The sequence below is a fragment of the Microbacterium sp. NPDC080005 genome, from assembly GCF_040702445.1.
Taxonomy (GTDB): Bacteria; Actinomycetota; Actinomycetes; order Actinomycetales; family Microbacteriaceae; genus Microbacterium; species Microbacterium oleivorans_D.
Genome location: NZ_JBFBLD010000001.1, coordinates 712,605 through 738,652 on the forward strand (window position 1 = coordinate 712,605; position 26,048 = coordinate 738,652).

General features: G+C 70.5%; 21 protein-coding genes and 2 riboswitches. Of the genes, 12 read left to right on the plus strand and 9 right to left on the minus strand.

Annotated elements, in window-relative coordinates:
• The first annotated feature begins 73 nt into the window (after positions 1-73).
• On the plus strand, positions 74-214 hold the full coding sequence (locus AB0259_RS03395) for a hypothetical protein (RefSeq protein WP_366220628.1): 141 nt from the start codon (positions 74-76) through the stop codon (positions 212-214).
• An 88-nt stretch (positions 215-302) separates the two neighbouring features.
• Here AB0259_RS03395 and AB0259_RS03400 read toward each other — a convergent pair whose 3' ends face one another.
• Positions 303-1,781: an MDR family MFS transporter gene (locus tag AB0259_RS03400; protein ID WP_366220627.1), complete on the minus strand. Its 1,479-nt coding sequence runs from the start codon at positions 1,779-1,781 to the stop codon at positions 303-305.
• Positions 1,782-1,913: 132 nt separating this feature from the next.
• Between AB0259_RS03400 and AB0259_RS03405 the strand changes: the two genes are divergently transcribed.
• Positions 1,914-3,797, plus strand: a complete 1,884-nt coding sequence (locus tag AB0259_RS03405; RefSeq protein ID WP_366220626.1) for an ABC transporter ATP-binding protein — start codon at positions 1,914-1,916, stop codon at positions 3,795-3,797.
• Positions 3,798-3,810: 13 nt separating this feature from the next.
• Here AB0259_RS03405 and AB0259_RS03410 read toward each other — a convergent pair whose 3' ends face one another.
• Genes AB0259_RS03410 through AB0259_RS03435 form a run of 6 tightly spaced genes read right to left on the minus strand, consistent with a single transcriptional unit; the run spans position 3,811 to position 10,318 of the window.
• Positions 3,811-4,773, minus strand: coding sequence for a glycosyltransferase family 2 protein (locus AB0259_RS03410; RefSeq protein ID WP_366220625.1), 963 nt, complete (start codon positions 4,771-4,773; stop codon positions 3,811-3,813).
• Positions 4,773-5,912 carry a cysteine desulfurase family protein gene (locus AB0259_RS03415; RefSeq protein WP_366220623.1) on the minus strand — a complete coding sequence of 380 codons (1,140 nt, stop codon included), beginning with the start codon at positions 5,910-5,912 and terminating at the stop codon, positions 4,773-4,775. The genes AB0259_RS03410 and AB0259_RS03415 overlap by 1 nt, the downstream gene beginning before the upstream one ends.
• A gap of 1 nt (position 5,913) precedes the next feature.
• The gene (gene nadC / locus AB0259_RS03420) at positions 5,914-6,771 is read right to left on the minus strand and encodes a carboxylating nicotinate-nucleotide diphosphorylase (RefSeq protein ID WP_366221391.1); all 858 of its coding nucleotides are present in this window, start codon (positions 6,769-6,771) and stop codon (positions 5,914-5,916) included.
• On the minus strand, positions 6,771-8,315 hold the full coding sequence (gene nadB / locus AB0259_RS03425; RefSeq protein WP_366220621.1) for an L-aspartate oxidase: 1,545 nt from the start codon (positions 8,313-8,315) through the stop codon (positions 6,771-6,773). Before nadB ends, nadC begins: the two co-directional genes overlap by 1 nt.
• Positions 8,312-9,625, minus strand: coding sequence for a quinolinate synthase NadA (gene nadA, locus AB0259_RS03430; protein ID WP_366220619.1), 1,314 nt, complete (start codon positions 9,623-9,625; stop codon positions 8,312-8,314). Before nadA ends, nadB begins: the two co-directional genes overlap by 4 nt.
• A 15-nt stretch (positions 9,626-9,640) precedes the next feature.
• Complete coding sequence (locus AB0259_RS03435; protein ID WP_251580222.1) at positions 9,641-10,318, minus strand: NUDIX domain-containing protein; 678 nt, start codon at positions 10,316-10,318, stop codon at positions 9,641-9,643.
• A 140-nt stretch (positions 10,319-10,458) separates the two neighbouring features.
• Here AB0259_RS03435 and AB0259_RS03440 point away from each other — a divergent pair, with 140 nt between their 5' ends.
• From AB0259_RS03440 to gcvP, 5 genes are all read left to right on the plus strand, one after another.
• Complete coding sequence (locus AB0259_RS03440; protein WP_366220618.1) at positions 10,459-11,631, plus strand: MarP family serine protease; 1,173 nt, start codon at positions 10,459-10,461, stop codon at positions 11,629-11,631.
• A gap of 65 nt (positions 11,632-11,696) precedes the next feature.
• Positions 11,697-11,782: riboswitch (glycine riboswitch) on the plus strand.
• Positions 11,783-11,876: riboswitch (glycine riboswitch) on the plus strand.
• 80 nt (positions 11,877-11,956) lie between these two features.
• Complete coding sequence (locus tag AB0259_RS03445) at positions 11,957-13,315, plus strand: L-serine ammonia-lyase (RefSeq protein WP_366220617.1); 1,359 nt, start codon at positions 11,957-11,959, stop codon at positions 13,313-13,315.
• An 11-nt stretch (positions 13,316-13,326) separates the two neighbouring features.
• A complete protein-coding gene (gcvT, locus tag AB0259_RS03450; protein WP_366220616.1) occupies positions 13,327-14,445 on the plus strand; it encodes a glycine cleavage system aminomethyltransferase GcvT in 1,119 nt (372 codons plus the stop codon).
• A complete protein-coding gene (gene gcvH / locus AB0259_RS03455) occupies positions 14,442-14,822 on the plus strand; it encodes a glycine cleavage system protein GcvH (protein ID WP_251580243.1) in 381 nt (126 codons plus the stop codon). The genes gcvT and gcvH overlap by 4 nt, the downstream gene beginning before the upstream one ends.
• A complete protein-coding gene (gcvP, locus tag AB0259_RS03460; protein WP_366220615.1) occupies positions 14,819-17,668 on the plus strand; it encodes an aminomethyl-transferring glycine dehydrogenase in 2,850 nt (949 codons plus the stop codon). The genes gcvH and gcvP overlap by 4 nt, the downstream gene beginning before the upstream one ends.
• Here gcvP and AB0259_RS03465 read toward each other — a convergent pair.
• Both AB0259_RS03465 and AB0259_RS03470 read right to left on the minus strand, forming a co-directional pair.
• Positions 17,614-18,744 (minus strand): hypothetical protein, encoded by a 1,131-nt coding sequence (locus AB0259_RS03465; protein ID WP_366220614.1) that lies wholly within the window; start codon positions 18,742-18,744, stop codon positions 17,614-17,616. The two genes, gcvP and AB0259_RS03465, sit on opposite strands and share 55 nt — an antisense overlap.
• A 206-nt stretch (positions 18,745-18,950) precedes the next feature.
• The gene (locus AB0259_RS03470; protein WP_366220613.1) at positions 18,951-19,748 is read right to left on the minus strand and encodes a CPBP family intramembrane glutamic endopeptidase; all 798 of its coding nucleotides are present in this window, start codon (positions 19,746-19,748) and stop codon (positions 18,951-18,953) included.
• Between the two features lie 195 nt (positions 19,749-19,943).
• Here AB0259_RS03470 and AB0259_RS03475 point away from each other — a divergent pair, with 195 nt between their 5' ends.
• The 5 genes from AB0259_RS03475 (at position 19,944) to AB0259_RS03495 (ending at position 25,908) form a co-directional block, all read left to right on the plus strand.
• Positions 19,944-21,584, plus strand: coding sequence for an ABC transporter substrate-binding protein (locus AB0259_RS03475; RefSeq protein ID WP_366220612.1), 1,641 nt, complete (start codon positions 19,944-19,946; stop codon positions 21,582-21,584).
• Positions 21,585-21,769: 185 nt separating this feature from the next.
• The gene (locus AB0259_RS03480) at positions 21,770-22,699 is read left to right on the plus strand and encodes an ABC transporter permease (protein WP_251580251.1); all 930 of its coding nucleotides are present in this window, start codon (positions 21,770-21,772) and stop codon (positions 22,697-22,699) included.
• The gene (locus AB0259_RS03485) at positions 22,689-23,624 is read left to right on the plus strand and encodes an ABC transporter permease (RefSeq protein ID WP_251580253.1); all 936 of its coding nucleotides are present in this window, start codon (positions 22,689-22,691) and stop codon (positions 23,622-23,624) included. Before AB0259_RS03480 ends, AB0259_RS03485 begins: the two co-directional genes overlap by 11 nt.
• Positions 23,621-25,345, plus strand: coding sequence for an ABC transporter ATP-binding protein (locus tag AB0259_RS03490; RefSeq protein ID WP_251580255.1), 1,725 nt, complete (start codon positions 23,621-23,623; stop codon positions 25,343-25,345). Before AB0259_RS03485 ends, AB0259_RS03490 begins: the two co-directional genes overlap by 4 nt.
• Positions 25,342-25,908: a hypothetical protein gene (locus tag AB0259_RS03495; RefSeq protein WP_366220611.1), complete on the plus strand. Its 567-nt coding sequence runs from the start codon at positions 25,342-25,344 to the stop codon at positions 25,906-25,908. Before AB0259_RS03490 ends, AB0259_RS03495 begins: the two co-directional genes overlap by 4 nt.
• The last annotated feature ends 140 nt before the right edge of the window (positions 25,909-26,048 follow it).

A 26,048-nucleotide genomic window follows, 5' to 3' on the forward strand; every position in this document is an offset into this window, starting at 1 on the left:
CGCCGCGACCGGGACCCGTCGCGGGCCCTTGACCGCGGCCCTGACCGGGTTTATGCGGCGTAGGCTGATCGTCATGGCGACTTCGAACCTGCCGACCCCGATCCTGCAGCCCGTCCCGACGACGCCGGATGCCGCAGACGAGAAGCCGACGCTGCAGATCATCGACCAGAGCGCGTCGTGCTGCGGCGGCGGCGGCGCCTGCAGCATCGACTGACGGCTCCCGCCCAGCGGCCTCGGCTTCGCCGGCGGCGTCCTCCGCTCACGCCGCGCAACGCGGCGATCGCACGGCGGCGTGCCGGCGGTCAGTGCGCGGCGGCGGGGAGGTCGGCGTCGTCCTGATCAGCCGGCTTGCGGACGAACAGGGCGAGCGCGACTGCTGCCGTGGCGACGATCGCGCCCACGAGGAATGCGGCGTGGATGCCGTCGGCCTTGGCGATGACCTCGTCGCTGCCGCCGGCGATGGCACCGGCCGTGACCACGGTCATGATCGCGACGAACACGGCGGTGCCGGCGGCGCCCGCGACCTGCTGCAGCGTGCCCACCGTCGCCGAACCGTAGGGGTAGAAGCGGCGGGGGAGCGAGCCGAGTGCGGATGTCATGAGCGGGGTGAAGGTGAGTCCCAGCCCGAGGCTCAGCGTGAGGTGCACAGCGATGACGAAGGCGACACCGGTGTCCGGACCGAAGAACGTCATGCCCCACAGAGCTGCGGCAGCCAGCACCATCCCCGGGATCACGAGGGGGGTCGGCCCGAAGCGGTCGAAGGCATTGCCGACGAACGGCGCCATCGCGCCCATGAGGATGCCGCCCGGGAGCAGTACGAGGCCCACCCCGAGCACGTCCAGGCCGAGGACCTGCTGGAGGTAGATGGGCAGCAGGATGATCGACCCGAACAGCGCCATGAACACGATGACGACGAGCACGATCGCGAGTGAGAATGCCGGCGTCTGGAACGTCCGGAGATCGAGGAGGGCGCTGTCGGTCTTCTGCAGGTGGAGTTGGCGCAGGACGAAGAGGACGAGGGATGCGGCGCCGACGGCGAGGGGGATCCAGACGGGCACAGGGGTGTGACCGGATGCCGACTCCCCGATCGCGCTGAAGCCGTAGATGAGTCCTCCGAAGCCGAATGCCGAGAGAGGGACCGAGAGCAGATCGAAACGTGCGTCGGGTCGCGTCGTGGTGACGTTCTTGACCCACACCGCTCCGAGTCCCAGGGCGATGAGGGCGATGGGCAGCATGACCCAGAAGATCGCGTGCCAGGTCAGCGTCGACAGGATCACGCCGGAGACCGTCGGGCCGATCGCGGGGGCGACCGCGATGACGACGGAGATGAGGCCCATCATCCGTCCGCGGTGCGACGGCGGAACGATGTTGAGGACCGTCGTGAACAGGAGCGGCAGCATGATCGCGGTGCCGCTGGCCTGCACGATGCGTCCCACCAGGAGGAAGCCGAAGCCGGGGGCGAGGGCGGCGATGAGTGTGCCGACGGCGAACAGGCTCATCGCCGCGAAGAAGACGGCGCGCAGCGGGAAGCGCTCGAGCAGGAAGCCGGTCAACGGGATGACGACGGCCATCGTCAGCAGGAAGCCGGTGGTCAGCCACTGACCCGAAGCGACGGTGATGTCCAGGTCCGCGACGATGTCGGTGAGGGCGACCGACATGGTCGTCTCGTTCAAGATGACGACGAATGCGGCGACGACGAGCAGCGCGATGACCGGACCGGTTCTCGCGGTTCGCGAATCGGCCGGGACGACGGGAGTGGAAGCGGTGTCCGAAAGGGGCACGGGAATCCTTCGAGTGGGGCGGGAGGCGGCGGAGGTGCCGAGCCCGAGACGAGCCGTTCAGCTTAACGGATGCTGTGAGCGCGGCATTCCCGCGACGGCGCCCCGATCCTCGCGCGGGGTTATGGTGACGGGATGAGCATGGGCGGACCCGGCGGCGGACGGGGCGGGTTCCGGGCTGTCGACGAGGAGGCCCAGCGGCGCCGCAACGCCTCGGCGCCCCGGGTCCCCGACCTCGGTCGGCGCGTCGTGGCGCTGTTCCGTCCGTACCGTCGTCGGCTGGTGGTGACGGCCGTCCTCGTCATCCTGGGGGCGGCGGTGGGGGTGATCCCGCCGCTGATCGTCCAGCGGATCTTCGACGACGCGCTCTTCCCCGTCGACGGCTCCGCGCCCCGGATCGGGCTGCTCGGCATCCTCGTCCTGACGATGATCGCCCTGTTCGTCCTCGGGGCCGGGCTCGGCATCGCGCAGACCTGGCTCACCTCGACGGTGGGCAACCGCGTCACGGGCGACCTCCGGGTGAGGATGTTCGAACACCTGCAGGCGATGGACCTCGGCTTCTTCACCCGGACGAAGACCGGGGTCATCCAGTCGCGGCTGCAGAACGACGTCGGCGGCGTCTCGGGAGTGCTGACCAACACGGTCACGAGCATCCTCGGCAACACGGTGACCGTCATCTCCGCGCTCGTCGCGATGGTCCTGATCGACTGGCGCCTCACGCTCATCGCGGTCGTCATGATGCCGGTCCTCGTCCTCGTGCAGCGCCGAGTCGGCCAGGTGCGCGCGCGCATCGCGGGTCAGACGCAGGAATCGCTGTCGGAGCTCAGCGCCATCACCCAGGAGACCCTGAGCGTCTCCGGCATCCTTCTGTCGAAGTCCTTCAACCGCCAGCGCGCCGAATCCGCCCGCTACGCCGCCGAGAACCGCACCCAGATCGGTCTGCAGGTGCGGCAGGCGATGAGCGGGCAGGGCTTCTTCGCCGTCGTGCAGATCATCATGTCGTCGGTCCCGGCCATCATCTACCTCGTCGCCGGCCTGTTCATCAGCGGCGGGGGTCCCGCGATCACGGCGGGCGCCGTCGTCGCGTTCACCACGGTGCAGGCGCGCCTGTTGATGCCGCTGATGGGCCTCATGCGGGTCGCGCTGGACGTCCAGACCTCGCAGGCGCTGTTCGCGCGCATCTTCGAGTACCTCGACCTGCGCCCCGCCATCACCGACCGCGCGGACGCGATCGAGGTCACCTCCGCTCCGGGGCCGCTCGGACGCATCGAGTTCCGCGACGTGTCCTTCCGCTATCCGGATGCCGGTCCGCAGAGCCCTGCGACGCTCGACGGCGTGTCCTTCGTCGCCGAGCCCGGCCAGCATGTCGCGTTCGTCGGCCCGTCGGGGGCCGGCAAGACCACGATCCTCTACCTGGCTCCCCGGCTCTACGAACCCGGGGCGGGGACCGTGCTGTTCGCGGGCGCGGACGTGCGGAGCCTCACCCACGCCTCGATCATCGACCGCATCGGGATCGTGTCGCAGGAGACCTATCTCTTCCATGCATCGATCCGTGACAACCTGCGCTACGCCCGGCCGGAGGCGACGGATGCCGAGATCGAAGCCGCCTGCATCGCCGCCAACATCCACCACGTCATCTCGGGCTTCGAGGCCGGCTACGACACGGTCGTCGGCGAACGTGGCTATCGGCTCTCCGGCGGGGAGAAGCAGCGCATCGCGATCGCGCGCGTGCTCCTGAAGGACCCGCCCGTCCTGCTGCTGGACGAGGCGACCTCGGCGCTCGACACCGTGTCGGAGCGCGTGGTGCAGGAGGCGATCGACGAGGCCGCCCGCGGGCGCACGACGCTGTCCATCGCGCACCGACTCTCGACGGTGGTCGGCGCCGACGTCATCCATGTCGTCAGCGGCGGACGCATCGTCGAATCCGGCACGCACGCCGAGCTCCTCGCCCGCGACGGGCTGTACGCCGAGCTCGCTGCCCAGCAGATCGCCGCGAGCCGGATCGAGGGCGCCGTCTAGGAGGCCGCGGCGCTCACCAGGCGAGGGCGGCGGCGCGGAGTGCTGCGGAGTCGGCGTCGAGGTCGAGCCCCTCTCGCGCCGCGCGGTCGGACAGGTCGCGGGTGAACGCTCCGAGGAGCCGGCGGTAATCGTCGTCGGGGTGGTGCTCGGCGACCCGCACCAGGGCGGGCACGTCCATACCGAGGATGAGCCGGACGCGTGACTGCGCCGCGGCGGAGTAGCCGCCCGCGTCGAGGACCGCGAGGCCGCCCCGCATCCCGTCCAGATAGTCCTGGAGCACGGGGACGGCGTGCCGGCGCTGCGTGATGGAGGTGCCGTCGGCGCGCTCGCGCCACTGCACGACGACGTCCGGGACGACATCGATGGCGCGCGCCGCGGTGTACAGCTGCTGCGCCACCACCTGGTCCTCGTACGCCCGCTCCTCGGCGAAGCGCAGGCCCTCGCGGCGCCACAGGTCGGTGCGGCTGACCTTCGACCAGGCGACGATGTTGCCCGAGACGTCGGGGTGCTCGGCGAGCGTCGTGCCCTGCCGCGCGGGAGCGGTCGACGCAGCGACCCACGGTTGGACGACACCGGGGGCGTAGTGACCGGCGGCATCCGCTCGCAGCCGGACGTACGCGCCGACGGCGACGTCGCTGCCGGAGTCCTCGAGGCTCCCCACGAGCGTCTCGAGGGCGCGCGGCGTCATGACGTCGTCGGCGTCGAAGAATCCGACGAACGGGGTCGCCACGAGCTCGAGCGCCTCGTTGCGGGACGCGCCGAGGCCGCGCGCGACCTCGTGACGGAGCAGCCGGAAGCGAGGATCGGCGGCGGCGACCTCGGCGAAGACCTCCGCCGTGCGATCCCGCGAGGCGTCGTCGACCAGGATCACGCGGAAGTCGTCGCGGGTCTGGGCGCGGAGGGAGGTCACGGCTTCGTCGACGTAGGCGCCCACATCGCGTCCGGGCACGATGATGGTGACGGTCGAGGAGGTCATCACCGCGATCGTACCGCCGCGACGGATGCCGCGACCGCGTCGGCGATCGGTGCGGGGTCACCGCTGAAGTGATGGCCGAAACTGAACCGCACCGAGGTCTGGGCGACCTCCGGCGCGACACCCAGGGCGACGAGGACGTGCGACGGCTCGTCGCTGCCCGCGGCGCAGGCCGATCCGCTCGAGGAGACCACACCCCGCCGCTCGAGTTCCAGCAGGATCGCCTCGCCGCTCACTCCCGCGAAGGTGAAGCTCGCCGTCCCGGGCAGGCGTCGCGTGGGGTGGCCCGTCAACGATGCCTCGGGGACCAGCTCGCACACGCGGCGGATGAAGACGTCCCGCAGTGCGGTGGCGCGCGCCGCCGCATCCGTTCGTTCCCGCTCGGCGAGCTCGAGCGCGACGGCGAAGCCGACGGCGCCCGCGACGTTCTGCGTGCCGCTCCGGCGGTCGCGTTCCTGCCCTCCGCCGTGGAGCAGGGGCTCGAGCGGCACGCGGCCGCGGATGGCGAGCACGCCGATCCCCTGCGGGGCGCCGATCTTGTGGCCCGCGAGCGACAGCGCGTCGGCGCCGGTCCCGGCGAGCGGCAGCCATCCCGCCGCCTGGACCGCGTCGAGGTGGAACGGGATGCGGCGGGGCGCCGTGACGGCGGTGAGGGCCGCGGCATCCTGCACCGTCCCGATCTCGTTGTTGGCGTAACCGACCGAGACGAGCACGGTGTCGTCCCGCAGGGCGTCCGTCAGTGCCGTGGGGGAGAGGAGACCGTCCCCGTCGACCGGGACGTGCGTGACGGCCACGCCGTGCACGCGCTGCAGGTACTCGGCCGACGAGAGGACCGACTCGTGCTCGATCGCGGTGGTCACGACGTGGCCCGGGCGTCCGCGACGCAGGAGCGCAGCCACAGCGATGCCCTTGATGGCCAGGTTGTTCGCCTCCGTCGCCCCGGAGGTGAAGATCACGTCGCCGGGGCGCATCCCGAGCACGCCGGCGACGCGGCGGCGGGCGTCCTCGAGGGCCTGTGCGACATCCTCACCGACCGTGTGATGGCTCGACGGGTTGCCGAAGCGGTCGCCGAGGAAGGGCGACATCGCCTCCCGCGCCTCCGCGCGCACGGGACCGGACGCGGCGTGGTCGAGGTAGAGCACGTCAGGCCTCGTCGATGCGGACGTCGAGCCCCAGGTCGAGCGCGCGCGCCGAGTGGGTGAGGGCACCGACGGAGATGACGTCGACGCCGGTCTCGGCGATGGCGCGGACGGTCTCGAGGGAGACACCGCCGGATGCCTCCACGGTCGCGCGCCCGGCGACCTGTCCGACCCCGGTGCGCAGGTCCTCCAGGGAGAAGTTGTCGAGCATGATCGTGCCGATCCCCGCGGCGAGGACGGCCTCGATCTGGTCGAGGCGGTCGACCTCGACCTCGATGTGCGTCGTGTGCGGGAGTCGTGTCTTGGCCTCGCGGAGGGCCTCGGTGACCGACAGCCCCGAACGGAGCAGGACCGCGAGGTGGTTGTCCTTGGCCATGACGGCGTCCGAGAGCGAGTATCGGTGGTTCGCGCCGCCGCCGCTGCGGACGGCGTGACGCTCGAAGGCGCGGAGCCCCGGTGTGGTCTTGCGCGTGTCGGTGATCCGCACCCCGGTGCCGGCGACCGTATCGACGTACTGCGCGGTCAGCGTCGCGACCCCCGACATCCGCTGAGCGAAGTTCAGCCCGATGCGCTCGCCCGTCAGGACGGCCCGCGCCGGGCCGGAGACCGTCGCGAGCACGTCGCCGGGCGCGAAGCGGGTGCCGTCGGACGCATGGACGAGCGCCTCGACCCTCGGATCGGTCAGGGTGAAGGCGGCGGCGAAGACCTCGCCGCCGCTGAGCACACCGCTCTCGCGAGCGACGAGCTCCGCCGTCGCGGTGGCGGATGCCGGGATCAGCGCCTCGCTCGTGAGGTCGCCCCACGGGGCGTCCTCGGCCAGGGCGGCGCGGACGGTGTTCTCGATGACGACGGCGGAGAGCATCATGCGGCCCCTTCCAGGTCGGTGCGGGCGCCACCGTGGGCGGACGCGGCGGGGTCGTCGGTGCGCAGGTGCGATCCGACGGAGCCGGTGCGCGCGCTCGCCGCGGCGACGACGAGCTGGGCGACCTGGAGCAGGCCTGCGTCCTCGTGCTCGCGGACGCTCACGGGAGCGGGCATCTCCGCCCGCCACGCGGCGAGGGTGCGGCCCGCGTGCCTCAGCCCGGCGCCGTCGCGGGCGACACCGGCATCCGCCCACATGAGCTCCTGCAGCGCGCGGCGGGAGAACGGCGGATGCGGGATGCCGACGGCCACCGTGTCGGCGTCCGGCGGCGTCGATGCGCCGGCGGCCACGGGCCAGGCTCGGACGGCATCGGCCGCTGCCGCGGCACCGGCGCGGGCGCCGAACACGGCGCCCTCCAGCAGGGAGTTGGAAGCCAGGCGGTTCGCTCCGTGGACGCCCGTGCGGGCGACCTCACCGACGGCGTAGAGCCCTGGGACGTCGGTCCGTCCGTCGAGGTCCGTCACGACTCCACCCATGAGATAGTGCGCGGCCGGGGTGACGGGGATCGGCTCGCGCGCCCAGTCCAGACCGCGGTCGCGGACGGCCGCGTCGATCGTCGGGAACCGGGCCGCGAGGAACGCTGCCCGCTGATCCGGGTCGGGGCTGTGGACGGCGGTCGCGTCGAGCAGGACGGGGCGCCCGCCCTGGCGTGCCATGGCACCCGCGATCGCGCGCGCCACGACGTCCCGCGGGGCCAGCTCGCCGTCGGGGTGAGCCTCGAGCGCGAAGCGCCGTCCGCGCTCGTCGCGCAGGACGGCGCCCTCGCCGCGCACGGCCTCGGAGACGAGGAAGGCGTCGCCGACGGCCAGCACCGTCGGGTGGAACTGGACGAACTCGAGGTCGCGGACGGCGGCGCCGGCGCGTGCGGCCAGCGCGATACCGTCACCCGTCGCGACGGCCGGGTTGGTGGAGTGCGCGAACAGCTCGCCCGCACCACCGGTGGCGAGGATCACGGCGTCCGCCGCGATGCGCTCGCCGCCGTGCAGCTCGACGCCGACCACACGGCCTCCCCGGCGGACGAGGTCGGTGACGAAGGCGTGCTCCCGCAGCCGTACGCCGCTCGAGCGCAGGCGCGCGATGAGCGCGCGCTCGATCTCGGCCCCGGTCGCGTCACCGCCCGCGTGGAGGATGCGGGGGAAGGAGTGCGCACCTTCCAGACCGCCCCGCAGAGCGCCGTGCTCGTCGCGGTCGAAGGCGACGCCGGCCGCGATGAGGTCGCGAATCCGGTCGGGGCCTTCCTCGACCAGGACCGTCACGGCCGCGGGATCGGCCAGACCCGCCCCCGCCACGAGGGTGTCGCGGGCGTGGTCGTCGGTGCGGTCAGCAGGGGAGAGGGCTCCCGCGATGCCGCCCTGTGCGTAGCGGGTGTTCGCCTCGGCGACCGTCGCCTTCGTCACGAGCGTGACGTCGCACCCCGCCCCGTGGGCGTGCAGGGCCGCGGTGAGGCCCGCGATCCCCGATCCGACGACGACGACCGTGGTCACGGCTTGGCCGCCAGCATCCGCTCGAGCGCGACCCGCGCAGGAACCGCGACGTCCGACGGGACCTGGATGCGGTTGCGCACCTCGCCGGCCACGAGGCCCTCGAGCACCCACGCGAGGTATCCCGGGTGGATGCGGTACATCGTCGAGCACGGGCAGACGACGGGGTCGAGGCAGAAGATCTCGTGCTGCGGGAACTGGGCCGCGAGGCGCTGGACGAGGTTGATCTCCGTGCCGATCGCGAACGTCGTCGGTTCGGTCGCGGCGGCGATGGCCTTGCGGATGTAGTCCGTGGACCCCGCCTCGTCGGCGGCGTCGACGACGTCCATCGGGCACTCGGGGTGGACGATCACGCGGACGCCGGGGTGCTCCGCGCGCGCCTGGGCGATCTGGTCGACGGTGAAACGGCGGTGCACCGAGCAGAACCCGTGCCAGAGGATGACCCGGGCGTCCTCGAGATCGGCCTCGGTCGAGCCGCCGAGGGGCTTGCGCGGATTCCACATCGGCATCCGCTCGAGCGGGACCCCCATCGCCTTCGCGGTGTTGCGCCCCAGATGCTGGTCGGGGAAGAAGAGGACCCGCCGGCCGCGGGCGAACGCCCACTCCAGCACCGTGCGGGCGTTCGAGGACGTGCAGACGATGCCGCCGTGACGACCGACGAAGCCCTTGATCGCCGCGGAGGAGTTCATATAGGTCACCGGGATGACGGGGAGCAGCCCCTCGGCATCCGGGGTGTCCATGTCGCCGTAGACGTCGGCGAGCTGCTCCCAGCACTCCTCGACCTGGTCGATGTCGGCCATGTCGGCCATCGAGCAGCCCGCGGCGAGGTTGGGGAGGATGACGGACTGCTCGGGACGGGAGAGGAGGTCGGCGGTCTCGGCCATGAAGTGGACGCCGCAGAAGACGATCGCCTCCGCCTCGGGGTGTTCGAGCGCCGCGTTGGCCAGCTGGAAGGAGTCGCCGACGTAGTCCGCGTGGGTGACGACCTCTTCGCGCTGGTAGAAGTGCCCGAGCACCACGACGCGGTCGCCCAGGGTCGCCTTCGCCGCGACGATGCGGGCGGCGAGCTCCTCCTCGGCCGCCTCCCGGTACTCGGCGGGCAGTTGGCCCTGGCGCGGGGCGCCCGTCGGGATCACGTCGCCCATCGACGATCCGGGTCCGTATCCCGGGCGGGTGTCGAAGGTCCACGGGCCGGCGGCCAGATCCGTGTTGCACGTCTCGGTGGTCAGGTCGCCGGCGACGATCGCCTGGATCTCATGGTCGACGCTGGGGTCGAGCGGGCGGGGCTGGAGGGTGACGGGGGTGGCGCTCATGACGGGTCGGGTCCTTCACTGCGGGAGCGGGCCGCGATCGGCCAGCTCGACGTCCTGGTTGTAGCGGTAGAGCCGCGCCGGGCGGTGGCTGCCCGTGCGGAAGTCGTCTGTCGGGATGAGGGTGCCGGACCCCTCGACCTGACGCCGGAAGTTGGCGGGATCCAGGCGGCGCCCCAGGATGGCCTCGTTGACCTCCCGGAGCTCGGCGAGCGTGAAGCGGTCGGGGAGGAAGCCGTGCGCGATGCGGCTGTAGCCGACCTTGTTGCGCAGTCGCCAGAGGGCGTAGTCGACGATGTGGTTGTGGTCGAAGGCGAGGGTCGGCAGCGCCGTCGCATCGAACCACGCGACGTTGTGCTGCTCGGTCGCCTGCGCGACGTCCTCGCGGACGAGGGCCCAGTACACGATCGACACGACCCGTCCGGGCGAGCGGCCGACGTCCCCGAAGGCGTACAGCTGCTCGAGATAGCTGGGCGCGAGTCCGGTCGTCTCCGCGAGGGTGCGCGATGCGGTGGCTTCGAGGTTCTCGACGGGATCGACCCATCCCCCGGGGAGGGCCCACTGGCCTTCGTGCGGATCGCGCGTCCGGCGGACGAGGGGAAGCTCGATGCGCGCGTCGTCGGCCTCGCGCCGCAACCGGAAGATGACGGTCGAGACGGCGACGCCGATGGGGGGAGGGGAGGATGTTCGTGTCATGGTGACCTTAACTGCCGGATCGATCTTATAGTCGAACTGACCAGAACCGCAACACGAACCGATTTCCCAGCAGCCGCGGCCTACGCTGATCCAGAGGAACCGCCGGCTCTCCCGGGCGGACTCGTCAAGGGAGGCCCGTCGTGCTCGTCGTCGACATCATTGTCGTGCTCGTGCTCATCGCCGCGCTGTTCGGCGGCCTTCTGCGCGGGCTCGTGGCCACCGCCGGCACCCTCATCGGTATCGTCCTCGGAGCGGTCCTGGCCGTCTGGCTCACCCCCGTCATCGCGCCCGCCTTCACCGGGTGGGAGTACCGCAGCCTCGTGCTCGCGATCATCGCGCTTGCCATCGTCATCCTGCTCGCCGCGCTCGGGACGGCGGTCGGCAGGCGACTGCGCCGGGGTGTCGACAGGGCCCGCCTCGCACCGCTCGACCGCATCCTCGGGGGAGTGGTGAACACCGCCGCCGCGGCCGTGGTCCTCCTGCTCACGAGCGGCGCGATCGTCGGATCCGGGATGCCGGTGGTCGCCCCCGCGGTCGCGTCCTCACGCGTCCTCGGCGCGATCGATGCGCTCACGCCGCCGGGGGTCGACTCCGCGCTCGCCGAGTTCCGCGGCTTCATCGTCTCGGAGGGGATCCCGCGCGTCGGCGAGCTGCTGGCCCCCGAGGTGGAGCCCACAGCACCCCCGGTCGCGCTCGACGATCCGCAGCTGGAGCGGGCCGCGGCATCCGTCGCCCGCATCAGCGGCAACGCGTACGCGTGCGGTGCGTCGCTCACGGGTTCGGGCTTCGTCGTCGCCGAGGACCTCGTCGTCACGAACGCCCACGTCGTCGCCGGCGTGGACGCCCCACTGGTGGAGCTGCCCGGAAGGGATGCCGAGGAGGGGCGGATCGTCTACTTCGACCCGATCGACGACCTCGCCGTCATCAGCGTCGACGGGCTGGATGCCGCGCCGCTGACGATCGTGGACCCGGTCGCGGCCGGCACCCCGGTCGCGGTGCAGGGCTATCCGCTGGGCGGACCCTTCACGAGCAGTGCCGCCTACGTGCTGTCGGTCGGCAGCGCGGTCGTCTCCGACATCTACGAGGACGCCTCGCAGCCCCGCGAGATCTACGCGCTGGAGGCGGACGTGCGTCCGGGCAACTCCGGCGGTCCGCTCCTCACGGAGGACGGCGAGGTGACCGGTGTGGTGTTCGCCCGCGGCCAGGACGACGCGTCCCGCGGCTACGCGATGACGACCAACGAGCTGCGTCCGGCGCTGGAGGCCTCGCCCGACGACGAGACCGTCTCGTCAGGGGCATGCGCCACCGACTGACCGGGTCGTATCGGCGCGACGGGCCCCGGTGATAGGCTCGCGCTCACAACCGCACACCGGACCATCGCGTCTGCTCGGGAGAAGCCCTCGCGGCTGCCGAAGGAGCAATCCCTCCCCGGAATCTCTCAGGCCCCCGTACCGAGCCGACATGGTCACTCTGAAAAGCGGCACCCGTGTGGTGCCCGCCGACGGGGCAAGCGGGCATGGCCCGCGAAATCTCTCAGGCCGATGACAGAGGGGGAGGAACTCACCCGCATCCCGCTGCGCCGTCAGGAGTTCCGTTGACCCCCTTCCTCTCTCCCTCCGCTCGATCGACGCGATGTCCATGAGCATCGGCGTGTTCGACCTCTTCACCGTGGGTATCGGTCCATCGAGTTCCCACACGGTGGGGCCGATGCGCGCCGCCGCCGACTTCGTCTCCCGCATCGACACGCGACGCGCCGCGCGCGTACGGGTCGACCTCTACGGATCGCTGGCGGCGACCGGGCGCGGCCACGGCACACTGACGGCCGTCCTCCTCGGACTCGAGGGGTGTCAGCCGGAGGAGGTCCTCCCCGCCGAGGTCGAGGAGCGGACCGTCGCGATCTCGTCGGAGCGCCGCGTGCGGCTGGGTGGTGACGGTGACGTGCCGCTGTGCGAGGACGACATCGTCCTCCACCCCCTGACCGTCCTGCCCGCGCACACCAACGGGCTCCGGCTGCAGGCCTGGGATGCTGACGACGTCCTGCTGGACGATACCGTCTACTACTCGATCGGCGGCGGCTTCATCGTCCGCGACGGCGAGGGCAGCGCTGAGACCGCCTCGGACCCGGTGCCCTTCCCCTTCGAGACGGCCGCCGAGCTCCTCGCCCATTGCGAGCGCGAGGACCTGTCGATCGCGGAGGTGCAGCAGCGCAACGAGCGGGTCTCGCGCGCCGATGACGACATCGCAGCCGGCATCCTCCACCTCGCCGACGTGATGGCGGCCAGCGTCGCGTCCGGCGCCGCGCGTGAGGGGATGCTGCCGGGCGGCCTGCGGGTCGCACGCCGCGCGCCGGCGTGGCACGAGCGTCTGCTGCGCGACGACCCGGCGGGAAACGACCCGGCGCTCTGGCAGGAGTGGGTGAACTTCGTCGCCCTCGCCGTCAACGAGGAGAACGCGTCGGGTGGACGGATCGTGACGGCACCCACGAACGGCGCAGCCGGCATCATCCCTGCTGTGCTCCACTACGCGATCCACTACGCGGCGCCGACGCGCCCCCGTGACGAGGTCGTGGTGCCGTTCCTGCTGACCGCCGCGGCCATCGGCGTCCTCTACAAGGCGCGCGCGTCGATCTCGGGTGCCGAGGTCGGGTGCCAGGGGGAGGTGGGTTCGGCCTCCTCGATGGCCGCCGCCGGACTCGCCGAGGTCCTCGGCGGAACCCCGCGGCAGGTCGAGAATGCGGCCGAGATCGCGATGGAGCACAACCTCGGTCTCACGTGCGATCCGATCGGCGGGCTCGTGCAGATCCCGTGCATCGAACGTAACGCGATCGCCGCGGCGAAGGCGATCAACGCCGCCAAGATGGCGCTGTGGGGAGACGGCACCCACCGCGTCTCGCTCGACGAGGTCATCGCGACCATGCGCGAGACGGGGCGCGACATGAGCAGCAAGTACAAGGAGACGGCGCTCGGCGGCCTTGCGGTCAGCGTCGTGGAATGTTGAGCGGAGACGGCATGACCGACACCACGACCGACGCGCGGCGATCGCCGCTGCACGAGCTGCACGAGCGGCTCGGGGCATCCTTCACCGACTTCGGCGGCTGGCTGATGCCGGTCCGCTACACGTCCGATCTGGCCGAGCACCACGCGGTTCGCCGGGCGGCCGGGATCTTCGACATCTCGCACATGGCCGAGTTCCGCATCGAGGGGACGGATGCCGGGGGGTTCCTCGACCGTGCCCTCGCCGGCCGCATCTCGTCGATGAAGGTCGGCAAGGCGAAGTACTCGCTCGTCCTCGCCGCCGACGGCGGCATCGTCGACGACGTGATCGTCTACCGGATCACCGACGAGGAGTTCCTCGTCATCTCCAACGCCGGCAACCGCGATGAGGTCGCGGCGGCCCTCGGGGCGCTGGACGCAGGTGACGCGCGGATCGAGGACATCACCGACCGGATGTCACTCATCGCCGTGCAGGGTCCGGCGGCGCGCGGCATCCTCGAGTCCACTGCCGGCATCGAGGACGTCGAACCCGCCCTCGCCGACATGACCTATTACTCCTGGGCGGCCGGATCATTCCAGGGGCACAGCCTCTTCGTCGCCCGCACCGGTTACACCGGTGAGGACGGCTTCGAGCTGATGATCCCGACCGAGGTCGCCGCGAGCCTCTGGGAGGCCGTCACCGATGCGGGTGCCGACCGCGGACTCGTCCCCGCCGGACTCGCCGCGCGCGACACGCTGCGTCTGGAAGCCGGGATGCCGCTCTACGGACACGAGCTCTCGCGCGACATCGTGCCGTCGCAGGCGGGGCTCGGCCGCGTCGTCGCCCTCGACAAGGCGGACTTCGTCGGCAAGGGCGGCCTCGCGGCGCGTGACGTGACCGACGCTCCCGTCCTGGTCGGACTCGTCGCGGACGGCCGTCGCGCGGGGCGCGCCGGCTACGCGGTGCTCGCCGGCGACGACACCGTCGGCGAGATCACCTCGGGAGCGCTCAGCCCGACCCTCGGCCATCCCGTCGCGATGGCACTCGTCCACCCCTCGGCATCCGCTGAGGGCACTGCCCTGACCATCGACGTCCGGGGGACCCGCATCCCCGCGACCGTCACCGCCCTGCCCTTCTACCGGAGACAGAAATGACCGATCTGACCGCCCTGTCCTACACCGCCGAGCACGAGTGGATCGCCTTCGACGGCGACGTCGCGACCGTCGGCATCACCGACTACGCCGCCGAGAAGCTCGGCGACGTCGTCTTCGTCGAGTTGCCCGCCGTCGGCACGACCGTCACCGCGGGGGAGACCTGCGGTGAGATCGAATCGACCAAGTCGGTCGGCGAGCTCTATGCCCCGCTGACCGGTGAGGTCGTCGAGGTGAACGACGCCGTCGTGGACGACCCCTCGTCGGTCAACGCCGGCGCCTTCGATGCGTGGCTCGTGAGGATCAAGACCGACGGCTCGCCCGCCGGCGACCTCCTCGACCGCGACGCCTACGTCGCGCTGACGGGCGGCGACGCGTGAGTTCGGCTTTCCGCGACCGTCACATCGGGACCGACTCGGCCGCGCAGGCCGAGATGCTGCGGGTCCTCGGGCGAAAGTCCGTCGAGGCGCTCGTCAACACCGCCGTCCCGGACGCGATCCACGTCGCCGAGCGCGCGAGCATCATCCCGCCCGCGGCGACCGAGGCGGAGGCACTGGCTGAGCTCCGCGACCTCGCGGCCCAGAACCGCTCGGCGCGCGCGATGATCGGCCTGGGCTACTACGACACCCTCACGCCGTCGGTCATCCAGCGGAACGTGCTGGAGAACCCGTCCTGGTACACGGCCTACACGCCGTATCAGCCCGAGATCTCGCAGGGCCGGCTTGAGGCGCTCATCAACTTCCAGACGATGGTGACCGACCTGACCGGACTGGCGACGGCGAACGCGTCGATGCTCGACGAATCGACCGCGGTCGTCGAGGGGATGCTGGTGGCCCGCCGCGCCTCGAAGTCGGCGTCGAACGTGTTCCTCGTCGACGCGGACGCACTCCCGCAGACGAAGGCGCTCCTGCATCACCGGGCCGCGGCCGTCGGGGTCGAGATCCGCGAGACCTCCTACGGCGACGATGTCCCGGAGGCGTTCGGCGCGTTCGTCCAGTACCCCGGCGCGACCGGGCGCGTCTGGGACCCGACCGCGGTGATCGCCGCCGTCCAGGCGCAGAAGGGACTCGTCGTCGTCGCGGCGGACCTGCTCGCCCTCACCCTGCTCCGCTCGCCGGGCTCGATGGGCGCCGATGTCGCCGTCGGGACCACGCAGCGTTTCGGCGTGCCGATGGGCTTCGGCGGTCCGCACGCCGGGTACATGGCGGTGCGGGCCGGCCTCGAGCGCCAGCTCCCGGGGCGCCTGGTGGGCGTCTCGATGGACGCGTCCGGCGCGCCGGCCTACCGCCTGTCGCTGCAGACGCGCGAGCAGCACATCCGTCGCGAGAAGGCGACCTCCAACATCTGCACGGCGCAGGTGCTCCTCGCCGTCATGGCGTCGATGTACGCGGTCTACCACGGTCCCGACGGGCTGAAGCGGATCGCCGAGGAGACGACCGCCAAGGCGTCCCTCCTGCACGACTGGCTCGTCGAGGCCGGTGCCGACGTCATGCACGAGGCGTTCTTCGACACGCTGGTCGTGCGCACGCCCGGCCGCGCCGAGGACGTGATCGCCGATGCCCGCCGCCGTGGGTACCAGCTGTGGTTCCGCGACGCGGACTCCGTCGGGCTGTCGGTCGACGAGACGACGACCGTGGCCGACCTCCAGGCCGTGGCATCCGTTTTCGGCGTCGATTCGTCGAAGGTGTTCGTACCGCTGCGCGATCGACACGCGCACCTTCCCGAGGCCGTCCACCGCACGGACGAGTACCTGACGCACCCGGTCTTCAACACGCACCGCTCCGAGACGGCCATGATGCGCTACCTCAAGCAGCTCGCGGACCGTGACTACGCGCTCGATCGCGGGATGATCCCGCTCGGGTCCTGCACGATGAAGCTCAACGCGGCGACCGAGATGGCGGCGGTGTCGTGGCCGGAGTTCGCCCGGGTCCACCCGTTCGCCCCGGCGGACGACGTCGCCGGCTACCTCGTGATGATCGACCAGCTCGAGGCGTGGCTCGCCGAGGTGACCGGGTACGACGCGGTCTCGCTGCAGCCGAACGCGGGGTCGCAGGGTGAACTGGCGGGTCTCCTCGCGATCCGCGGGTACCACCACTCGCGCGGCGACGTGCACCGCGACGTCTGCCTCATCCCGTCGTCGGCGCACGGGACGAATGCGGCATCCGCGGTCCTCGCCGGCATGCGGGTGGTCGTCGTGGCGTGCGACGAGGCGGGCAACGTCGATCTCGACGACCTCCGGGCCAAGGTCGCGGCGCACGCCGAGAACCTCGCGGCGCTCATGATCACCTACCCGTCGACGCACGGCGTCTACGAGCACGACGTCATGGACATCACCGGCGCCGTGCACGAGGCCGGCGGCCAGGTCTACGTCGACGGGGCGAACCTGAACGCCCTGCTCGGGTTCGCCCGCTTCGGCGATCTCGGCGGCGACGTGTCGCACCTCAACCTGCACAAGACGTTCGCGATCCCGCACGGCGGCGGTGGCCCCGGTGTAGGTCCGGTGGCGGCGAAGGCGCATCTCGCGCCGTTCCTGCCGTCGCACCCGATGGCGCAGCGCGCCGAGCACGCCGGCGGTCACGTCTTCGACGGCGGTCCGGTCTCGGCGGCGCCCTACGGCTCGGCGTCGATCCTGCCGATCTCGTGGGCGTACGTGCGGATGATGGGGGCCGAGGGCCTGCGTCAGGCGACGGCGGCGGCGGTGCTGGCGGCGAACTACGTCGCCCGGCGGCTCGAGGGTCACTACCCGGTGCTGTACGCGGGGGAGGGTGGACTCGTCGCGCACGAGTGCATCCTCGACCTCCGCCCGCTCAAGGAGGCCACCGGCATCACGGTCGACGACGTCGCGAAGCGGCTCATCGACTACGGCTTCCACGCGCCGACGATGTCGTTCCCGGTCGCGGGCACGCTCATGGTCGAGCCCACGGAGTCCGAGGACCTCGCGGAGCTGGACCGGTTCGTCGAGGCGATGATCGCGATCCGCGCCGAGGCCGACGCGGTCGCGGCAGGGGAGTGGCCGGCGAACGACAACCCGCTCGTGAACGCGCCGCACTCGGCGGCATCCGTCATCACGAGCGAGTGGGCCCACCCCTACCCCCGTGAGATCGCGGTCTACCCCGTGCCCGGCATCGTCCGCACGAAGTACTGGCCGCCCGTGCGCCGCATCGACAACGCCTACGGCGACCGCAACCTGGTGTGCGCCTGCCCCCCGATCGAGGCCTTCGCCTGACGGGGGCCGGGGCCCGTTTCGCGAGACTGCACGTGGCCGCCGAGACCGCGGGGTGAAACTCCGGTCTCGGCGCGGGAGTGCAGTCTCGCGGCGGGACGGCGCGGGGCGAGCGCGATCCGGGCGGTCGCGAGGCAGTAGGGGTCGGGGAGTGCGACCCGAGGCACGCCCGCGCCGCGGAGGATACCGTCCAGAGCGTCGGGGTCGACCAGGTCGGACCAGCCCCAGTGCACGACAGAGCGGATGCCTCGCGACCGGAGTCGGTGATCCCGTTCCCGGCGGCCGCGCAGCAAGGACGCGGGGTCGCCGTACCGGCCGTCGTACTTGAGGTCGCCATCAGCCTCTCCCGCGATCCCCGATCCCGGCCACCAGAAGTCGGTGCGGTCGGTCGCGACCGGCCCGCTCCACTCGGTCTGGAGCTCGGGTTCCTCGTAGCCGAGCAGCTCGATGATCGCTCGGCTCGCGGACTCGAGCGTGGACTCCGCCTCCGCCCTGGCACGATGCAGAGGCCACCGGGCGATGCGGCGTCCGCGCGAACTCGGTCTCTGCTCGTTCTGTGCGACGAGCGACTCCACGGATGCTGCGGAATCCAGGCGGAGCGCGGCGTCGGCTGCGATGAGCCCCACCACCACGTGCCTCGCTCGCGCGAGATCGACGGCACAGTCCGAGGGTGCGACGGCGGCGAACCCGCCGAGGTCGACGACGTCCCGCGCGCCCGTCGTGGTGTGCATGCGCAGGCCGGCGTGCAGGCGCGAGGTGCGGGTCGGGTCGCCCAGGGCATGGACGACACCGGGGTCGTCGAGGACCGGCATCCCCCAGACGGCCGCAGCCGACTCGTGACTGAGGACGAGCCCGGAGTGAGTGAGGATCGTGGCGTGGACGCGGGCCAGGTAGCGATCCCACGCAGGGAGCTGCCGCCACGACGCGGAAGGCGAATAGACCCCGCGCACCACGGACACGAGCTCGCCGCGTGCCGCCGCACGTGCGGCGTGCGGCACGTCCCGCGCCCGCAGAAGCGGCACGGGGCAGGCGACGGGGGCCTGGCGCAGGACGGGCGAGGAGGCAGCGATCGCGGGCATGGCTCCGAGGGTTCCCGCCCTGCGCCGCCCCGAGCGCATCGCGCGACTCTGGTGTGGACGCGGTCACCCCCGCCAGCCCGGGGGAGGAACCCGTGCCCATCCCCGATCCCGCCGCGAGACTGCACCGGGGTTACGAGACCTCATCGCGCATCCGCTTTCTCGGCGCGGACGTGCAGTCTCGCGAGACGGAGCCGCGCGCCCGCGCGTCAGCCTGCAGGCGGGGCGAACACGCCGGGCCACCAGAGCGCCGCGAGCGGGTAGCCCACGAACGCGATGATGTCGATCAGGACGTGCGCCACCACGAGGGGCATGACACGACCCCAGCGCGAGTAGACCCATCCGAACACGACGCCCATCGCCATGTTGCCCACGAGTGGGCCGAAGCCCTGGTACGCGTGGTAGCAACCGCGCAGGGCCGCGGTCGACAGGATGATCGTCCACGTGTTCCATCCGAGCTGCCGCAGTCGGTCGAAGAGGTAGCCGACCATGATGACCTCCTCGAGCAGGCCGGCGCGCAGCGCGGCCAGCAGCAGAAGCGGCACCGTCCACCACGACGAGTCGAGCGGCGAGGCATCCACTTGGACAGTGATGCCCAACTCGCGTCCGACGGCGTAGAGGAGGAGACCGGGCACACCGATGACGAGGACGAGCAGCGCGCCGCCTCCCACATTCCGGCCGAACCGCTCGAAGGTCAGTCCGATCTTGGCGAAGCCCGACCGGGCGGGCTCCCAGAGCAGATAGATCGCGAGGGCGACCGGCGCGAACCCGAACACCGCGTTCAACAACTGGCCGATGACGTCCCACACCTCCGACGGTGCGGCGCCCGGGTTCAGCGACGTCTGCTGGTCGGCGAGCGGCGCGCGCGTCAGCGCCTCGATCAGCGACAGCACGGAGTAGACCGCCGACCGCCCCAGCGACAGGGCGAGGACGATCCCGATCTCCCACCACAGGCGCGCTCGGCGACGCGGGGCAGGATCGACGGTGAGAGCGGTCGGGGTGGCCATCCGGTCAGGATGCCACGGCATCGTATGAGTGGGATGCCGATGGCCCCACCGATCAGACTGCTTCATCGTCGGCTTGCCAAGTAAAGGCTGTGTAACGGTCTTCTGAGGGATTTGTCGCATTGCGCTCAACGTGCTTAGTGTGCTTGTCATCACGCCTGGGTCGCGAAGCCTCGACCCGGGCTTTCATTAGGTCTCATGGAGGACACTTTGAAGCGCAACAAGATCGGCGTCGCAGGGCTCGCCCTGCTCGGCGCCACCAGCCTGGTTCTCGCCGGCTGCGCCAGCTCCGGCGGCGGCACGGGCACGGAGACCGAGGGCACCGGCGGTTCGACCGACGCGGTCATCACGACCAACGGCTCCGAGCCCCAGAACCCGCTCATCCCCACGAACACCAACGAGACCGGTGGCGGCAAGATCGTCGACTCGATCTTCGCCGGCCTCATCTCCTACGAGGCCGATGGCTCGGTCGTCAATGACGCCGCCGAAGAGATCACCACGGACTCGCCCACGCAGCTCACGGTCAAGATCCGGGACGGCCTGACGTTCACCAACGGAGAGGCGGTCACGGCCGACAGCTTCATCAACGCCTGGAACTACGGTGCCCTCGCATCGAACGCGCAGAACGCCTCCTACTTCTTCGAGGACATCGAGGGGTTCAGCTACGAAGAGGACTCCGAGCTGACCGGCCTCAAGAAGGTCGACGACCTGACGTTCACCATCACGCTGAACAAGCCGGCCTCCGACTTCGCGCAGCGTCTCGGCTACTCGGCCTTCTACCCGCTCCCCGAAGCCGCCTTCGACGACATGGAGGCCTTCGGCGAGAACCCGATCGGCAACGGCCCGTACAAGCTGGCCGAGGAGGGCGCGTGGCAGCACGACGTCCGCATCGACCTGGTTCCCAACGAGGACTACGACGGCCCCCGTGCTGCGAAGAACGGTGGCCTGGACATCGTCTTCTACGCAACGCAGGATGCCGCGTACCAGGACCTGCAGGCCGGCAACCTCGACGTGCTCGACGCCATCCCGGACAGCGCGCTCGAGACCTACGAGTCCGACCTGGAAGGCCGTGCGGTCAACCAGCCCGCGGCGATCTTCCAGTCGCTGACGATCCCGGAGTGGCTCGACGGCTTCCAGACCGACGAAGAGGGCAAGCTGCGTCGCGCCGCGATCTCGCACGCGATCAACCGCGACCAGATCACCGAGGTCATCTTCAAGGGCACGCGTACCCCGGCGAAGGACTTCACGTCGCCCGTCATCGACGGCTGGAGCGACTCGGTCCCCGGCAACGAGGTCCTGGAGTACGACCCCGAGCTCGCCAAGGAGCTGTGGGACCAGGCCAACGCCATCCAGCCCTACAGCGGCGAGGACTTCACGATCGCCTACAACGCCGACGGTGGTCACCAGACCTGGGTCGACGCGGTCGCGAACTCGATCTCGGGTGCGCTCGGCATCACCGCGGTGGGCCAGCCCTTCCCGGACTTCGCGAGCTACCTCGACGCCCGTGACAACGAGAAGGTCGGTGCGTTCCGCGCCGGTTGGCAGGCCGACTACCCCGGTCTGTACAACTTCCTCGGCCCGCTCTACGCGACCGGCGCCGGATCGAACGACGGCAAGTACTCGGACCAGGCGTTCGACGACCTGCTGGCCGAGGGCATCAGCGAGACGGATGAGGCCGCACGCAACGCGACCCTCCTCGAGGCGCAGTCGGTCCTGTTCGAGGACCTCCCGGCCCTTCCGCTCTGGTACTCCAACGTGAACGGTGGCTGGGCCGACGGCGTGCAGAACGTCGAGTTCGGCTGGAACTCGGTGCCGCTCTACTACGAGATCACCAAGTAACCCGCACACAGCATCACCTCGCACGAGGCGGTGACGGTCACCCGTCACCGCCTCGTGGCGTGACCCGCCTGTCTCACCGTTCTCACAGGGGACGGGCAGAGGATGGATGAACAGGGGCGCCGCAGAGCGGGGCCCTTCTTCGTGCGTCAGCACTGATACGTCTTTTCCCTGAAAGGGGGCCGAGGGTGGCCTATTACATCCTCCGACGGATCCTTCAGGTCATTCCGGTCTTCATCGGCGCGACCCTGTTGATCTACTACATGGTCTTCGGACTCCCGGGCGACCCGATCGCCGCGCTCTTCGGCGACAAGCAGCCGCCGCAGGCGGTCATCGACGCGATCCGTGACCAGTACAAGTTGAACGAGCCGTTCATCGTCCAGTACGCGAACTACCTCGGCGGCGTCCTCCGCCTCGACTTCGGGAACACCTTCTCCGGTCAGAGCGTCAACGACGTCCTCGCGCGGACCATCCCGGTCACCATGCGCCTGGCCATCATGTCCGTCGCGATCGCCTTCGTGCTCGCCCTGGTCATCGGTGCGCTGTCTGCGGTGTGGAAGGGCTCGATCTTCGACAACGGCGCCCTCGTGACGGCGCTGATCTTCATCGCCATCCCGATCTTCGTCCTCTGCTTCCTCGCGCAGTACTTCTTGGGTGTGCAGCTCGGCTGGTTCAAGCCGACCGTCGGCGGTCAGAACGACTGGGGCGACCTGTGGCTGCCCGCGATCGTCCTCGGTCTCAGCATCTACGCGTCGAGCATGCGTCTCACGCGTGCGTCCATGATCGAGTCGCTCGGGCAGGACTGGGTCCGCACCGCCTACTCGAAGGGCCTGCCGCGTCGCCGGGTCATCCCCGTCCACGTGCTCCGCAACTCGATGATCCCCATGGTGACCGACACGGCGACCCAGTTCGGTGTCCTCATGGTCGGCGCCACCGTGACGGAGGGCATCTTCAACGTCCCCGGCGTCGGCAACACCCTCTTCAACGCGATCATCCGCCACGAGACCCCGACGGTCGTCTCCTTCGTCACGATCTTCGTCGTCATCTACGTGCTGGTGAACCTGGCCGTCGACCTTCTCTACGGCCTGCTCGACCCGAGGATCCGCTATGTCAAGTAACTCCACGCACTATGTGGCGCCGACCCGCACCGAGACGGTGGTGGTCGACCAGCTGCGCCTGTCCGAGAAGAAGAGCAATCTCTGGCTGGATGCCTGGCGCGACCTGCGTCGTCGTCCGACATTCTGGATCTCGATCGTCTTCTCGCTGCTGATCATCGTCATGGCGGTCGCGCCGAATCTCTTCACCTCGGTCGCCCCGTCGGGCGGTGCGTGCGACCTCGCGAAGAGCAACGGCGGCCCGGAGGCGGGGCATCCGCTCGGCTTCACCTACCTCGGCTGCGACATCTGGTCGCGTGTCGTCCATGGCACCGGCGTGTCGATGTCGGTGGGTGTCCTGGCCACCGTCATCTCGACGGTCATCGGCCTGATCATGGGGACGCTGGCCGGCTTCTACGGCGGTTTCCTCGATTCGCTGCTGTCGCGCGTCGGCGACGTCTTCTTCACGATCCCCTACATCGTCGCTGCCGTCGTCGTGATGTCGGTCCTGGCGGAGTACAAGAACGTGTTCGTCCTCGCCCTCGCGATCGGTGGTTTCTCGTGGGCGAGCACGGCCCGTATCGCCCGGGCCGAGGTGCTGCGGGTGAAGCAGTCGGATTACGTGACGGCGTCGATCTCCATCGGTCTGTCGCGCTTCCGCACACTGCTCAGCCACGTCATCCCCAATGCGATGGCTCCCGTGATCGTCGTCACGACCCTCGGTCTCGGCACCGCGATCGTCGCGGAGGCGACCCTGTCCTTCCTGGGCGTCGGCCTCGGTGGCGTGTCGTGGGGTGCGGACATCAGCCAGGCGCAGTCCTCGATCCGCACCGCACCGTTCGCCCTCCTGTGGCCGTCGCTCGCCCTGACGATCTCGGTGCTCGCGTTCATCACCCTCGGTGAGCTTCTGCGCGACGCCGTCGACCCGAAGTCGAGGGCCCAGCGATGACCGACACCACTGGGATCCCGTCGAGCCGCGCCTCGCTGCGCGGCAGCAACAAGGAGAGCGCCGTGTCGCAACCCCTTCTGCAGATCCGCGACTTGAAGGTCGCCTTCTCCACCGGGAAGAAGGAGCGAGAGGTCCTCCACGGCGTCGACCTCGACGTCTTCCCGGGAGAGACCGTCGCGATCGTCGGCGAGTCCGGTTCGGGCAAGTCGACGACCGCCGCGGCTGTCATCGACCTGCTGCCGGGCACCGGGAAGGTCACCGCCGGGTCGATCATGCTCGACGGGGTCGACCTGACGACGGCGAGCCGCCGCGACATGGAGTCGATCCGCGGTCGCGACATCGGCTACGTTCCGCAGGACCCGATGTCGAATCTCAACCCCGTCTGGTCGATCGGCTTCCAGGTCGAGGAGGCCGTTCGGGCGAACGGTCTGGCGTCCAGCCGCAAGCAGGTGCGACAGCGCGCGATCGAGGTGCTGAAGCAGGCCGGTCTCGCCGATGCCGAGCGACGTATGCACCAGTTCCCGCACCAGTTCTCTGGCGGGATGCGGCAGCGCGCCCTCATCGGCATCGGTCTCGCCGCCGACCCGAAGCTCCTCATCGCTGACGAGCCCACCAGCGCGCTCGACGTGACGGTGCAGCGGGTCATCCTCGACCACCTCGCCTCGCTGACGCGCGAGAAGGGGACTTCCGTCCTCTTCATCACGCACGACCTCGGTCTCGCCGCAGAGCGCGCGGACCGGATCGTCGTGATGAATCAGGGCGAGATCGTCGAGGCGGGTCCGAGCCGGGTCATCCTCGAGAATCCGCAGCACCCCTATACCCAGCGACTGGTCGCCGCGGCTCCGAGCCTCGCTTCGCAGCGCATCCAGGCCGTCGCCGAGCGGCGCGGCGTGGAGCACCTCGACGCGGTCGCCGACACACAGCCGGTCGTGGAGGTGCGCGACCTCGTCAAGGAGTACAAGATCCGTTCCGGCGGGTTCCGCAGCGAGCCCTTCCGTGCGGTGGACGGTGTGTCGTTCCAGATCCCCCGGGGCAAGACGCTCGCGCTCGTGGGTGAGTCCGGGTCGGGCAAGTCGACCGTGGCGAAGATGGTCCTCCAGCTCGAGCAGCCCACGAGCGGTGCCGTGATCGTCGACGGCGCCGACACGTCGGGCATGAGCCGCAAGGAGATCTTCGCACTGCGGAGCCGCATGCAGCCGGTCTTCCAGGACCCCTACGGGTCGCTCGATCCGCTGCGCAGCATCGGCGCGCTGATCGCGGAGCCGCTGCGCGTGCACGGTGTGGGCGACGAGAAGTCCCGGCGCGATCGGGTGTTCGAGCTGCTCGAGCAGGTGTCGCTTCCGCGGGAGGTCGCCTGGCGATACCCGAACGAGCTGTCGGGTGGCCAGCGGCAGCGCATCGCGATCGCGCGGGCGCTCGCGCTCAAGCCCTCGATCGTCGTCCTCGACGAGGCGGTCTCCGCGCTCGACGTGCTCGTGCAGGACCAGATCCTGCGCCTGCTGGCCGAACTGCAGTCCGAGCTCGACCTGACCTACCTCTTCATCACCCACGACCTCGCCGTCGTCCGTGTCGCGGCCGACCTGGTCTGCGTCATGGAGCAGGGCCGCGTCGTGGAGCAGGGCACGGTGGACGAGATCTTCGCGTCGCCGACGCAGGAGTACACCCAGCGTCTTCTCGACGCCATCCCCGGTGCGGACATCCCGCTCGGAGGGCGTGCATGACGACGCCTTCGGGTGGCGGAGGGGGCGGGCAGGATGCCCGCTTCCTCCGCCCTCGAGTGTTCCGCGCGTCCTCGACGATGGTCTCCTTCTGGGTCGTCGTGGCGATGCTCGCCTTCTTCATCGGCGACGCGGCGGTCCGGGGCAGCTGGGTGTTCCTGGCGAAGTGGACGGCGCCGATGCTCCTCATCGGGTGGGGTGCGTGGCTGCTCTTCTGGCGGTCGCAGGTCCGGGCGGATCGTGACGGTGCGGTGATCGTCAACGCGCTGCGCATCCACGAGCTGCCCTGGTCCTCGGTCGAGGAGGTCGTCCAGTCCGCGCAGCTGCGTGTCGTGCTCGTCGGAGGGCGCCGCATCGACTGCTGGGGCGGGCCCTTCCCTGCACGTCGGAGGATGACCCGGACGCCGGAGGCGGCCACGGATGCGGCCCTCATCATGGAGGCGCTGCGGGAGGCGGCCACGCCGTCCGAGCGGGTGGCGACATCGCGCTGGGACGTTCCCGCGCTGCTCGTCGGCGCCGTGCTCGGGGTCCTCACGATCGCCTCTGTGACACTTGTGCATCCGTGAAGTAAAGATCGTGAAACGAACTGTTCACCGTTTGGTCGGATCGATGGGCATGTTTGTTAGCGTTGTGCGGACGGGGCAGCGAAGCCCCGATTGGCAAGGCGTCCTCGACGCCGGAACGGCCGGAGAGGACACCCGAGACG

Bases quoted from the DNA above. Each gene is read 5' to 3' on its own strand.
- AB0259_RS03395 (WP_366220628.1), top strand. From the start codon at position 74: ATGGCGACTTCGAACCTGCCGACCCCGATCCTGCAGCCCGTCCCGACG.
- AB0259_RS03405 (WP_366220626.1), top strand. From the start codon at position 1,914: ATGAGCATGGGCGGACCCGGCGGCGGACGGGGCGGGTTCCGGGCTGTC.
- AB0259_RS03410 (WP_366220625.1), bottom strand. From the start codon at position 4,773: ATGACCTCCTCGACCGTCACCATCATCGTGCCCGGACGCGATGTGGGC.
- nadC (WP_366221391.1), bottom strand. From the start codon at position 6,771: ATGCTCTCCGCCGTCGTCATCGAGAACACCGTCCGCGCCGCCCTGGCC.
- nadA (WP_366220619.1), bottom strand. From the start codon at position 9,625: ATGAGCGCCACCCCCGTCACCCTCCAGCCCCGCCCGCTCGACCCCAGC.
- AB0259_RS03435 (WP_251580222.1), bottom strand. From the start codon at position 10,318: ATGACACGAACATCCTCCCCTCCCCCCATCGGCGTCGCCGTCTCGACC.
- AB0259_RS03445 (WP_366220617.1), top strand. From the start codon at position 11,957: ATGAGCATCGGCGTGTTCGACCTCTTCACCGTGGGTATCGGTCCATCG.
- gcvT (WP_366220616.1), top strand. From the start codon at position 13,327: ATGACCGACACCACGACCGACGCGCGGCGATCGCCGCTGCACGAGCTG.
- gcvH (WP_251580243.1), top strand. From the start codon at position 14,442: ATGACCGATCTGACCGCCCTGTCCTACACCGCCGAGCACGAGTGGATC.
- AB0259_RS03465 (WP_366220614.1), bottom strand. From the start codon at position 18,744: ATGCCCGCGATCGCTGCCTCCTCGCCCGTCCTGCGCCAGGCCCCCGTC.
- AB0259_RS03470 (WP_366220613.1), bottom strand. From the start codon at position 19,748: ATGGCCACCCCGACCGCTCTCACCGTCGATCCTGCCCCGCGTCGCCGA.
- AB0259_RS03475 (WP_366220612.1), top strand. From the start codon at position 19,944: ATGGAGGACACTTTGAAGCGCAACAAGATCGGCGTCGCAGGGCTCGCC.
- AB0259_RS03485 (WP_251580253.1), top strand. From the start codon at position 22,689: ATGTCAAGTAACTCCACGCACTATGTGGCGCCGACCCGCACCGAGACG.
- AB0259_RS03490 (WP_251580255.1), top strand. From the start codon at position 23,621: ATGACCGACACCACTGGGATCCCGTCGAGCCGCGCCTCGCTGCGCGGC.
- AB0259_RS03495 (WP_366220611.1), top strand. From the start codon at position 25,342: ATGACGACGCCTTCGGGTGGCGGAGGGGGCGGGCAGGATGCCCGCTTC.